9 protein-coding genes, 1 tRNA gene and 1 CRISPR repeat array are annotated in these 11,968 nt (G+C 43.6%); of the genes, 5 read left to right on the top strand and 5 right to left on the bottom strand.

Going from position 1 to position 11,968, the window contains the following annotated elements:
- Positions 1-19 precede the first annotated feature (19 nt).
- Positions 20-3,437: direct repeats of the CRISPR family, unit length 36 nt; unit sequence CCCTACCGATTGGGTTAAATCGGATTAGTTGGAAAC.
- Between the two features lie 80 nt (positions 3,438-3,517).
- A complete protein-coding gene (locus AC5JM2_RS06835; RefSeq protein WP_495834151.1) occupies positions 3,518-4,255 on the bottom strand; it encodes a 2-phosphosulfolactate phosphatase family protein in 738 nt (245 codons plus the stop codon).
- A gap of 332 nt (positions 4,256-4,587) precedes the next feature.
- On the opposite strand from AC5JM2_RS06835, the gene AC5JM2_RS06830 reads away from it, so the two are divergent.
- The 5 genes from AC5JM2_RS06830 to glpK all read left to right on the top strand — a co-directional run bounded on the left by AC5JM2_RS06830 (position 4,588) and on the right by glpK (position 9,382).
- Entirely contained in the window at positions 4,588-5,007 is a 420-nt protein-coding gene (locus tag AC5JM2_RS06830; RefSeq protein ID WP_495834150.1) for a BlaI/MecI/CopY family transcriptional regulator, read from the top strand.
- On the top strand, positions 5,007-5,846 hold the full coding sequence (locus AC5JM2_RS06825) for a M56 family metallopeptidase (protein ID WP_495834149.1): 840 nt from the start codon (positions 5,007-5,009) through the stop codon (positions 5,844-5,846). Before AC5JM2_RS06830 ends, AC5JM2_RS06825 begins: the two co-directional genes overlap by 1 nt.
- Positions 5,847-5,995: 149 nt before the next feature.
- The gene (gene rfaE2 / locus AC5JM2_RS06820) at positions 5,996-6,517 is read left to right on the top strand and encodes a D-glycero-beta-D-manno-heptose 1-phosphate adenylyltransferase (protein WP_495834148.1); all 522 of its coding nucleotides are present in this window, start codon (positions 5,996-5,998) and stop codon (positions 6,515-6,517) included.
- Between the two features lie 812 nt (positions 6,518-7,329).
- Positions 7,330-7,713, top strand: coding sequence for a hypothetical protein (locus tag AC5JM2_RS06815; RefSeq protein ID WP_495834147.1), 384 nt, complete (start codon positions 7,330-7,332; stop codon positions 7,711-7,713).
- Between the two features lie 172 nt (positions 7,714-7,885).
- Entirely contained in the window at positions 7,886-9,382 is a 1,497-nt protein-coding gene (glpK, locus tag AC5JM2_RS06810; protein ID WP_495834146.1) for a glycerol kinase GlpK, read from the top strand.
- A gap of 80 nt (positions 9,383-9,462) precedes the next feature.
- Here glpK and AC5JM2_RS06805 read toward each other — a convergent pair.
- From AC5JM2_RS06805 to AC5JM2_RS06790, 4 genes are all read right to left on the bottom strand, one after another.
- Positions 9,463-9,534: transfer RNA gene (locus tag AC5JM2_RS06805), tRNA-Asn, on the bottom strand.
- Between the two features lie 380 nt (positions 9,535-9,914).
- Entirely contained in the window at positions 9,915-10,463 is a 549-nt protein-coding gene (locus tag AC5JM2_RS06800) for an NYN domain-containing protein (RefSeq protein WP_495834145.1), read from the bottom strand.
- Positions 10,464-10,648: 185 nt separating this feature from the next.
- Positions 10,649-11,332, bottom strand: coding sequence for an ABC transporter ATP-binding protein (locus tag AC5JM2_RS06795; RefSeq protein ID WP_495834144.1), 684 nt, complete (start codon positions 11,330-11,332; stop codon positions 10,649-10,651).
- A gap of 17 nt (positions 11,333-11,349) precedes the next feature.
- Positions 11,350-11,622 (bottom strand): UPF0367 protein family, encoded by a 273-nt coding sequence (locus AC5JM2_RS06790; protein WP_495834143.1) that lies wholly within the window; start codon positions 11,620-11,622, stop codon positions 11,350-11,352.
- Between the last annotated feature and the right edge of the window lie 346 nt (positions 11,623-11,968).

The following is an 11,968-nucleotide window of genomic DNA, read 5'->3' as shown; positions in this document are numbered from 1 at the left end:
ACACCTTTTCCGCACTGAACCCTACCGATTGGGTTAAATCGGATTAGTTGGAAACTTTATTTAATTCTTCTTGATTTGTGAAAAACCATTTTCCCTACCGATTGGGTTAAATCGGATTAGTTGGAAACGAAACTGGAATATTAGTTCTGCCGTTTTTTTGCCTAATTTGCCCTACCGATTGGGTTAAATCGGATTAGTTGGAAACTTAAGCTGCTAACTCCTAATCCCGAGCCAACAAGTACCCTACCGATTGGGTTAAATCGGATTAGTTGGAAACTGATGAGTTAAAATACCAATGTCCCTATGCCAGGAGGCAACCCTACCGATTGGGTTAAATCGGATTAGTTGGAAACCTGTTGATTGACGGCTCCCTGATCAGCTACACCACAAACCCCTACCGATTGGGTTAAATCGGATTAGTTGGAAACGCGCAGTATTAAGCCAGTGTTTAGCTGATATTTTCTTCCCTACCGATTGGGTTAAATCGGATTAGTTGGAAACCTATTATTAATCTTGGTCACGAATTTGTGTACACCCTACCGATTGGGTTAAATCGGATTAGTTGGAAACCAGAAGAACCCCCCTGTGCTCCATATCCTGCAAGCAGACCCTACCGATTGGGTTAAATCGGATTAGTTGGAAACTTTGTGATATTTCTGGTGAGACCGGCGAAGTACGGGCGTCCACCCTACCGATTGGGTTAAATCGGATTAGTTGGAAACAATTCCTTGTCCTTCAGCACTTGGAGTGAAGAAGTCCCTACCGATTGGGTTAAATCGGATTAGTTGGAAACGTTTACGCGGGAGCGAACTGTAGGGCTACCAATGCGCCCTACCGATTGGGTTAAATCGGATTAGTTGGAAACTGTACTAGGTGTAGACGATCTACCACTCGTTGATCCCCTACCGATTGGGTTAAATCGGATTAGTTGGAAACGAGGTATTAACTAAGATAGCACTTGTCATCTGAACCCTACCGATTGGGTTAAATCGGATTAGTTGGAAACTTTATTGCTACCTCGTTGACCTTTGGTTTACATTAGCACCCTACCGATTGGGTTAAATCGGATTAGTTGGAAACGCTATAAAGAGTTGCTCGCGACAATCACAGCCCACGTCCCTACCGATTGGGTTAAATCGGATTAGTTGGAAACTCTTTTAAGCTATAGTTTTCTATAACTAAAGCTAGAATAACCCCTACCGATTGGGTTAAATCGGATTAGTTGGAAACATTGGGGGATATACTTTTGGATAGTAGGTCCCAAATCCCTACCGATTGGGTTAAATCGGATTAGTTGGAAACTTTGTTGTGCCAAGTCAACTCTTCTCTGAAAGAGCGTACCCCTACCGATTGGGTTAAATCGGATTAGTTGGAAACTAGGATCTTTAGAGCAGACTCGTTTCCAAAGATGCCCTACCGATTGGGTTAAATCGGATTAGTTGGAAACCTTAGAGCTCTCCACGTTCAAAACCTCTGGTCTAATAAGTATCCCTACCGATTGGGTTAAATCGGATTAGTTGGAAACTCTTAGTGTGCGCTGGTTTAACTTGGTTTTTTCCCTACCGATTGGGTTAAATCGGATTAGTTGGAAACTTAAGGTATGCAAGCATCGCATCCAGGACTAAGATTTACCCTACCGATTGGGTTAAATCGGATTAGTTGGAAACCAGACTTCCGCTGCCTCAGGAATTTGCAAGGAACCAATCCCCCTACCGATTGGGTTAAATCGGATTAGTTGGAAACGAAAGTTAGTCTCCGATCTTGTTCAGACTACTCGAAACCCTACCGATTGGGTTAAATCGGATTAGTTGGAAACTCTCTAGGGGTACTCATAACCTCTCCTTTTTCACCCTACCGATTGGGTTAAATCGGATTAGTTGGAAACGAAACCTATAAAATCCCCGCCACGGCGATTAATCTCCGCCACCCCTACCGATTGGGTTAAATCGGATTAGTTGGAAACTCAGTCTATCGCACCTTTAAGCTTCCCGCTTAAAGACTGATCCCTACCGATTGGGTTAAATCGGATTAGTTGGAAACGGGCAGGGAGGCTGCTTGTTTAAGTAGTCGTAGTTGCCTACGCCCTACCGATTGGGTTAAATCGGATTAGTTGGAAACGTTGGTAGCTACGAGAAAGCTTCAGAGGCTGCTGCCCTACCGATTGGGTTAAATCGGATTAGTTGGAAACCAGGATGGGCTTGTCGTTCTGCAGAGGGAGTTTTTCTCCTTCACCCTACCGATTGGGTTAAATCGGATTAGTTGGAAACTGATTGGCAAGAAGAAATATGGGTTATTTACCCCCCTACCGATTGGGTTAAATCGGATTAGTTGGAAACGTTTATTATTATGCAGGGAATTTAGCCCTTGCTCATCTGCTCGACCCTACCGATTGGGTTAAATCGGATTAGTTGGAAACACAGGGTTTTATGTTCTAAAAAAACCCATCAAAAAAGCCCTACCGATTGGGTTAAATCGGATTAGTTGGAAACCTTATGATAAATTTGTTGTTGGAGGATATTATCCCTACCGATTGGGTTAAATCGGATTAGTTGGAAACATTAAAGTTATCAAGTGAGTCCCGTCCCCGAATGGGGAAAAACCCTACCGATTGGGTTAAATCGGATTAGTTGGAAACTATTTATTCTTGGCAATTTGGGATTTCCGGAATTGCCCTACCGATTGGGTTAAATCGGATTAGTTGGAAACAAAAAGTAAAGCAAGAGGAACTACTAAAGCAATGAAAAACCCTACCGATTGGGTTAAATCGGATTAGTTGGAAACTGTAGCTGAAGCCCGCTTGCGAAATTTCGTTGACCCTACCGATTGGGTTAAATCGGATTAGTTGGAAACCAAAGAATAAGGGGAAGAGAAAGCAACCCCCGAAAGCCCTACCGATTGGGTTAAATCGGATTAGTTGGAAACTTTTAGAGTATCTACAAACAGACCACTGGCGCGCTTGATACCCTACCGATTGGGTTAAATCGGATTAGTTGGAAACTTGTTGAGCTTCTTTAACAAACAAGTATGTAGACATAAACCCTACCGATTGGGTTAAATCGGATTAGTTGGAAACGCTCCAAAACCTCCTTTGTTCATCATCATTTCTGACGACCCTACCGATTGGGTTAAATCGGATTAGTTGGAAACGCTTAAGCATTTTGACAATTCACTAGGTGAGCAAGCCCCCCTACCGATTGGGTTAAATCGGATTAGTTGGAAACATTCACTAGGTGAGCAAGCAGTTCGCTGCCTAACACATTACCCTACCGATTGGGTTAAATCGGATTAGTTGGAAACTCTCCAAGGTGTGATCCTTGAGAAAATTTGTAACCCTACCGATTGGGTTAAATCGGATTAGTTGGAAACTTTCGGCATACGCTGCTTCTTCTAAAGTAAAACAACCCTATCGATTGGGTTAAATCGGATTAGAAAGAAAAAAGCTTTTGCCTCCTTCCCTGGCTAATGTCTAGAAGGGGGCAAAAGCAAAAGTAAAAAAAGAATTATTTAGTTATTTCTTTTACTTTTTACCAATTAAAACTCCTGGTTCTTGCTGTATTGGCAAGACATCTAAAATATCAGTCTGAGAACAATATTTCAGGTCTTGATCACAGTTCAGGCGCAACAGACGTTTGCCGTGACTGGCAAGATGAAGTAGTCCCAACAAGTTGTCTTGCCATTGAGAGTAAAGAGCGATCGCACTCACAACTTCATCGTTACCCGCCAGTTCATCTTGTGACAATTTGCTCTGCTGTACAACACTATGAGCAATAGCACCTGCACAAGCCGTATCTTCTAGAGAAAAACTTCCTTCCCAACCTGAACCAACTATCCAAACTGTTTCTGGTTGCTTTTCCAACAGATGTTGCACCACCGCAGCACGGTTGACAAAAGCTGCTGCCAGTACTATTTTTGCATTTTGTATTTTTTGTAAAGCACGCGTGCCATTGGTGGTACTGATGAACAAGCGCCGTCCCTGCACAAGTTCTGGAGTACAATCGAGAGGAGAATTACCCAAATCAAAGCCAGGAACTTTTGACCCGCCACGTTCTCCTGCTCGCAGGCGTTTTTCACCGGGCCATTTCTCGCTAAGTGCTAAAAGTTGATCCAAATCACTGAACACTTGAACAGCTTCACCTCCAGCTGCCAAAACAGTCGCCATTGTTGTCGTAGCTCGCAGTACATCGACTGCGATCGCGCATTCTGGCACTTCATCTGTTGGAGTTAATTCCGGAGTGTGGTAAATGAATAGCTTCACGCCCTAAGTACACCTGATTGAATACTACTGCCGAAAATAATATTTCTACTGAACAACCGTCAACCACCGTAGTGATAGTTTATGCAAGAATTCAAGCAAAAAAGAAGATTACGACTACTATTATCAACACAATACCTTAATCTGTTGCCAAATCAACGGTAATCTGAAATAAAGAACAAATTTTGTAAAAACTGTGTTTGGCGTTCAATTTGTCCTCGACTATCAAACAGAGGCTATTCCTGCTGATATGGTGACGAGTATGTGGTTAGTGGTGCTTTTTGAGAACAACTAATCCATTAACCATCCCCCAAAATCCCAAATCCTAAATCAATATGGCACCTTTACCCAACTATCGCCCGAAACAACTGTCTGTTGGTCCGTTAGAAGCAGAGATTTTGAATATCATCTGGGAACTCGGTTCAGCTACAGTTAAAGATGTACACGACCGAATTCTAACTGACCCCAACCGAGAACTCGCTTATACATCTGTGACTACCGTACTGCGTCGCCTCACCGATAAGGGGTGGCTAGCCTGTATAAAAAAAGCACGAGCATACTATTGGCAGCCATTGGTGACAAAGCAGCAAGCAGACGTTATTAGAGCGCACGAACAGTTACAGCGATTTTTGGCGGTGGGAAACCCCGATGTTATTGCTGCTTTTGCAGATAGTTTGGATGAAACTGCTTCTGAGCAAATACAGGCGATCGCCCAACGCATTCAAGCCGCACGCCAAGCCAGGGAGGAACAATAATGCATCTAATTATGATTGTGGCTGCAATGGCCGTTGTTTATTGGATAAGATGCCAATGGACACAGCCCCAAGGAACTTGGAATCAACGATGGCAATATGCCCTATTTTTATTTTTCTTTCCACCGTTGCTCATTTTCATGACGGCGATCGCCGTCATTTGCATGGGACCCCAAGGTAAAATGAGCGGGTTACAGACGGGTTGGTTTAGCTATGTCCTAGCATCAATTAGTCTTGCTTTTGGTGCAATTTTATGCATCAAACTAGCATGGGGAGGATGGCAATCTGTGAAATCAGCTCGCAATTGTTCCCTGGTTGATTTTGCGGGTAGACAAGTCAGAGTTCTCGATACGGGGGTACCGTTTGCTGGTCAAATTGGATTTTGGCAACCCGAACTCGTCCTCAGCGAAGGACTGCTGCACACTCTTTCACCAGAACAATTGGAAACCGTCTTAGCCCACGAACAAGGACATTACCATTACCGCGATACATTCTGGTTTTTCTGGCTAGGTTGGGTGCGTTCCTGCACCGCGTGGTTACCAAACACAGAAGCTTTGTGGCAAGAGTTGTTAGCCTTGCGCGAACTACGCGCCGATGCACACGCGGCTTCCCAGGTAGATCCCTTACTACTTGCAGAATCACTTTTGTTGGTAGTTAGCAGTCCGCCTATATCCTCAGAAATTTGCTGTGCTGCATTGAGTTCTAGTCACGTAGATCGTTTAGAACAGAGGATAGAAGCCCTGTTAGCACAGCCAGAACCAGTTCCAGAAGTTCAATTACAATCTTGGAATAGTTACCTATTGGCATTTTTGCCTTTGTTTACTGTAATATTTCATACATAGTTCATTTTTTATCTCAAGTAGAGTGCGTTCACAAAGTGCGCACTCTATTTTTTTTGGTTTTTCGTTTCAAGTGTCACCGCAGACTTGCCACATTAGTCCAGATATCACTAGAGTATCTGAGAATAACGAATCATTAGACTAAAGAAATTATGACTCCCTCCCTCTCTTCCTCTCCACTCCCCACCTCCTACAAACATATCTGTGATTTAGACCAACTCATCGCCCTTGTCGCCTCCCATCGCATTGCAGGACGTAAAATAATTTTCACCAATGGTTGTTTTGATATACTCCACGCCGGACATGTCTCCTATCTCCAACGCGCCAAGGCCTTAGGCGACATCCTCATTATTGGGGTTAATTCCGACAACAGCATCCGCCGTCTCAAGGGATCAACTCGTCCTATAAACCCGTTAGAAGATAGGATGCAGGTTCTAGCTGCACTCGCTTGTGTTGATTATCTCATTCCTTTTGAGGAAGATAGCCCCAGTTACCTCATCCGCAAGCTGCGCCCCAATATCTACGTCAAAGGCGGCGACTACACGAAAGAAACTCTGCCAGAAACACCCGTGGTAGAAGAATACGGTGGAGTCATAGAATTTTTGCCCTTTTTGGAAAATCGTTCCACAAGTAAAATAATTGAGCAGATTTCCCAAGGTAAAAATCATTCATGATAATTGAAGCTGTAAAATGCTTGCTCAATCGTCTGTTTGGTGAGCGCAACAAGCGATCGCGTACGGGCAAACTGTGATCCTGCCAACATCGCGTCTGTGAAGCTAATGCAGCGGCTCGGTATGCGGTGTGAAGGACATTTTGTTAAGAGTTTGTGGTTCAAAGACTCTTGGGTAGACTGAGATCTTGCACCATTCTCAATAACCGTAGGGTGGGCACTGCCCACAACGTAAAAATAAGGTTTAGAGCGAACTCTAGGCAGTGCCCACCTTACAAAAATTGCAATAACGCAACTGGTGCAAGATGTAAGTAGATGAACTTTAGTTCGCCATTTTACGCGAGGAATGGAAAGTCACTTAACTCAAAAAGTATGTGAAAAGTTTGCTCTATAGGTTTTTTTTTGACTCGAAAAATCTCTATAAATTGGATAAAACTTTGAGCACTTGTTCAAAGTAAAATATTTTTTATCTCACTATGGTATTTTATAAAAAATGGTTTATATGGAGTTGTAGTTTAGTCTGACATAGCGTTTCTAGAAGCTTTTCACTTTTTTATAACGTGAAAAAAACTCTTTCTATACTGGTATCTTTCAGTTTTGTTCCTTTTTTTTAACAGTTGAATCCAAGTGTTTGAAGTACTTTTAATTCTCAACTGGCTGAGCGTGAAAAAGAAAAAAACGGGTGAATATCCCAATAACCATCAGTTAATTAAATTACCTTGAAAAGATATCAGAGCACTAGTTCCTTATGACCACATCGGATATAAAATCAGGGAGAAGTACTTACTTTAATGTTAAGAGGAGTGATTAGTTAAGATGAGTAAGCTTCTTAAAACCATTGCAGCCTCCCTAGTTTTCGGTATAGCAGCTGCTGCACCAGTAGCTACGTTTCCATCATTAGTCCAAGCACAAACAGGTACAACCCCAACAAGTACAGCTACTCCAACACCGACAGGTACAGCCACTCCTGGCAGTACAGGAACAATGAAAAAACCTGGCAGTACAGGAACAATGAAAAAACCTGCCACCAAAAAACCTGGCAGTACAGGAACAATGAAAAAACCTGGCAGTACAGGAACAACCAGTAAACCTACCACAGGAACATCTACAAGCTCGCCTACACCTGGTTCAACAACACCTTATACAGGTGCGCCTACACCCACAGGTTCACCTACGCCGACAACAACACCAACAAGGTAAAAAGTCAAAACGGTTAGGGCAAGATAGGCGATAGGCGCAGCGTCAAGCCTCCGGCTTATCGCGCCATTCAATATTGATACAAAAGCTCCTTGTGCATCATGCCTTGGAGCTTTGTTATTGCTGTGAGTTAAAGTTATTATCACGAATATTCTCTCAAGATTATATGTATAATATGCAAAAATCGGGCTACATCCTGGCATTGGATTTGGGTACAACAGGCAACCGTGCCTTTTTGTTTAACGCAGATGGCAAGATTGTTGGTCAAGCATATCAGGAACTGACACAGTTTTATCCTCAGCCGGGATGGTTGGAACATGATCCATTAGAAATTTGGCAGGCGACTTGCTGGGTGATGCAAACTGCGATTCAAAATGCCCAGATTGCTGCTGATGAAATTATCGCTGTTGGGCTGACGGTGCAGCGGGAAACTTGCTTAATTTGGGATAAAACAACAGGAAAACCTCTCCATAGGGCGATCGTCTGGCAAGATCGTCGTACTGCTCCTTTGTGCCATCAGTTACAAGAGCAAGGATATGCGAAGGTTATTTCTGATCGCACAGGACTCATTGTTGATGCCTATTTTTCAGCCACAAAGCTGTCATGGCTGTTAGAGCATTTTTCAGACGTTGATCTCAAAAACATCTTAGCTGGAACGATTGATACTTGGGTGCTGTGGAACTTAACGGGTGGAAAAATTCACGCCACTGATCACAGCAACGCCAGCCGTACAATGCTGATGAATTTGGCAAGCGGTGAGTGGGATGAGACATTGCTGACTTTGCTTAAGATACCTCGTCATATCCTCCCCCAAATTCAGCCTAGCTTCGGAACTTTTGGAGTTACTGATGCTAGCTTGTTAGGCGTTGAAATTCCCATCACTGCCATTTTGGGAGATCAACAAGCTGCTTTGTTTGGACATGGCTGTCATTCTCCCGGATTGATGAAATGTACTTACGGCACTGGGAGTTTTTTAGTCGCTCACACTGGCTCTCAAATCGTGCGTTCCCAGGATCAACTTTTGAGTACTCTAGCATGGACTCAAGCAAACGCAAGCGGAACTTTGGACGTGAGCTATGCATTAGAAGGTAGTATATTCACAAGTGGAGCTTGCATCAAATGGCTGCGCGATCGCGTTGATCTGATCACAACTGCTGCTGAAACTGAGGTGCTGGCAAATCAAGTCACAGATAATGGCGGAGTTTACTTTGTGCCTGCATTTAGTGGACTGGGTGCGCCTCATTGGGACATGAGTGCTAGGGGAGCCTTTTTTGGAATTACTGCAATGGTACAACGCGAGCATTTGGTACGTGCTGTACTTGAGGCATTGGCTTACCAGGTTCAAGAAGTTGTAGAGGCAATTCGAGCATCCAACACTATTTCCATTGAACGCCTGAGTGTGGATGGTGGTGCTTGTGAGAACAACTTTCTCATGCAGTTCCAAGCAGATATCTTAGGCATACCAGTTGAACGTCCTAAGATGCGCGAAATGACAGTCCAAGGTATCGCCTTTGCGGCAGGTCTTGTTGCTGGATTTTGGGATAATCAGGTACTCGTGCAGCAACGACAGATTGAGCGCGTGTTTTTACCTGGTGTCGGAAGAAATCGTGCTTTGGAAAATTTTACAACTTGGCAAAAGGCAGTTGAACGCGCTAAGCACTGGACTGACTGATTCCTTATACAATTCCTGATACAGTGAAATCAGGAAACAGATATCCAAAAACTGCTTTTATCTATCTTTATCTTTTTTAACTCCCCAGGCGGGATTCGAACCTGCGACCAATCGGTTAACAGCCGATCGCTCTACCACTGAGCTACTGAGGAACGCTCTGAATAATAATAGTAGTCTTTAAATAAGGATTTGGCAAGTACTTTTGGAAAATTTTTTTGATTTTTTTGGTAGACGCGAAACAGTAGTATTTGCAAGCCTTAGCGGTTGACAGTTCCTCTCAACCAGTAGGAGAAAGTTCAAAACACAGGTGCTGGCTCTCAAAACTCAAAACTCACAGATGATTTATAAAGTAAGCCTTAAATTGTAGCGTACGTTCACATTTCACTGGTGCCGTATCTCCTCCACGCCGAAGCTATCTTTGTAAGTTCCGTTCGCTTTGTGCGTGTCCTCTGGAGATAAGGACAAAGCGCAAAGGCAAAGCGAACGCGCAGCGGGCAAGGAAGGGCATATAATAATGAGATGCGTGAATTTTTTATAATCCCATACGCATTTGGGCTAAACGCTGACGTGCCTTGGCGTCGATAGAATTAGCTAAAAACCTTGTGTTAGAATGTTTTCGTACCTGAGATTTTTGCCGCACCCGACAAACAGTGGCTTCTACTTGATAACACAGTTGCTGTGCTGACATCCATTCAGCCCCGTACCCTTGTACCATCAACTGCTGTGCCCGATCTGATGTCGCAACAATCATGCGAGAAATAAGAGATTGGGCTATTGAGGAACGTAAAGATGCACAGACTTTTTCAATGTAAGTGTCTGCTGTCTGCCCAAACTCTGTATAATGAACCGATAGAAGCTCTGTGATAATTTGTCTGCTGCTACAGGTGTTTTGATATTGAGCGTCGAATACAATTTGAGTCTCATAACCTTGAAACGCACTGTAGCTAATCAAAGCTTCGATTAATTCGTAACGCGCTGCCTCTAATCCAGCAGTGTCACGGGTTTTTTTTAAGCAAGACCAAGCGCCTATGATGTTGTAGCCGTCCACAAGCAAGACGGCTCGGGGTAAGGAAGAAAGCATGATTTTGGATCACAATTTTCTAGAGTTAACAAAATTCATTCATAACATTCATAGTAATTGAAGCATGTGTTGTAACACTATGTTACAAAAATAAAAATGTGTATAGGGGTATAGAGGAAAATCGATGCAAAATATGCCCATAGGGCATGCAATGCAAACGAGATTTCCCCTAGACCTTTGTATCCTTAAGTTTCAGGAGTTTTGTCGTGCAATTCCATCAGCCGTCGTTTGAGGCGCTGTGGTTCACCTTGATCTAATAAAGAACCTCTTTCTAGTAGCAAAGCGCCGTCACAGTAATTTAACTCCTCTAAGCGATGAGTAACCCAGAGGGCTGTGATACCACGATTTTTGACTAGGCGGCGGACACTAGCTACGAGTTCCAATTGGCTATCTGGATCAAGCAAAGCGGTGGGTTCGTCTAACAATAGGACTTCACAGCGACGGGCTAAAGCGCCGGCGATCGCCACTCGTTGTTTTTGCCCACCACTTAGAGCATAAATAGGACGTTTTTGCAGTGATAGCAAATTCACTGCTTCCAGCGCCTCCTCAACGCGAGTTCTCACAGCAGCAGGTGGGAGTTTTTCTTCCACCAGCCCAAAAGCCACATCAGCACCAACTGTTGGCATCACGAGTTGATGATCCGGATTTTGGAAGACAAAGCCCACAGGATGTGAAAGTTGAATTTCCCCAGACTCAGGGGTTAATAGCCCTGCGAGGAGTCTGAGTAAGGTGGATTTGCCACTCCCATTTGTACCCAAGAGCATCCAAAATTCACCCTTGGGTACTTCCAGAGAGCAAGACTTAATCACATTCTCTCCGGATAACCAGCTAAAACTTAAATCCTTAACTCCTATGCCCAGTTCCGCCATGTGTGTATACGAGCCAATTACTCAGCTGCTATAGCGAAGAAACCAGGTGGTCTACCACCTGCAGCAGCCCCGCCTTCTTTCTGAGTCAGCTGAACTCCAGAAATCTCACTAGCACGGACAGCGATTTTCTTTTCTGTCTTTCCTTCGCTTTTGAGTTCCACAATATCAGGGCTGCCAGTTTGCATAGCGCCTAGAATCAGCTGATAAACTGCCTCAGCATCCTCAGAGGTTTTACGCTCTATGGATATGGGGAAAGCTGTGTTCTTTACGGTTAAGTCGATACTAAACATTTCGCTTCAATGAAATTAAGGTGCAGGACTCATTTTAACGTTAGCTTGCGTGGAGGGAGTTTGAGGAGGTCGCCAACCGAAAAAATTAAAATTAGATTAAGGAAATGAAAAAGACACTAGAAAAATCTGAGAACTTTATATACAATTAGATTAGAGTTGGTAAATAATTGTAAACGACAATTGACAACTCAATAAATTCTCTGTTCTAGGCAGGCAGTCAAATGTCTATCCTAGAGTCGGCAGAGGAAACCCGTAATAATAAGATTTTGGAGATTTGTTGTAATGACCATTGCAGTAGGACGCGCCCCGTCAAAACGAGGGTGGTTTGACGTTCTCGACGACTGGT

The organism is Brasilonema angustatum (assembly GCF_059505445.1).
The sequence above is the reverse complement of the archived record's forward strand: the minus strand, read 5'-3'. Positions and strand labels throughout refer to the sequence as shown.

Bases quoted from the DNA above. Each gene is read 5' to 3' on its own strand.
- AC5JM2_RS06830 (WP_495834150.1), top strand. From the start codon at position 4,588: ATGGCACCTTTACCCAACTATCGCCCGAAACAACTGTCTGTTGGTCCG.
- AC5JM2_RS06825 (WP_495834149.1), top strand. From the start codon at position 5,007: ATGCATCTAATTATGATTGTGGCTGCAATGGCCGTTGTTTATTGGATA.
- rfaE2 (WP_495834148.1), top strand. From the start codon at position 5,996: ATGACTCCCTCCCTCTCTTCCTCTCCACTCCCCACCTCCTACAAACAT.
- AC5JM2_RS06815 (WP_495834147.1), top strand. From the start codon at position 7,330: ATGAGTAAGCTTCTTAAAACCATTGCAGCCTCCCTAGTTTTCGGTATA.
- glpK (WP_495834146.1), top strand. From the start codon at position 7,886: ATGCAAAAATCGGGCTACATCCTGGCATTGGATTTGGGTACAACAGGC.
- AC5JM2_RS06800 (WP_495834145.1), bottom strand. From the start codon at position 10,463: ATGCTTTCTTCCTTACCCCGAGCCGTCTTGCTTGTGGACGGCTACAAC.
- AC5JM2_RS06795 (WP_495834144.1), bottom strand. From the start codon at position 11,332: ATGGCGGAACTGGGCATAGGAGTTAAGGATTTAAGTTTTAGCTGGTTA.
- AC5JM2_RS06790 (WP_495834143.1), bottom strand. From the start codon at position 11,622: ATGTTTAGTATCGACTTAACCGTAAAGAACACAGCTTTCCCCATATCC.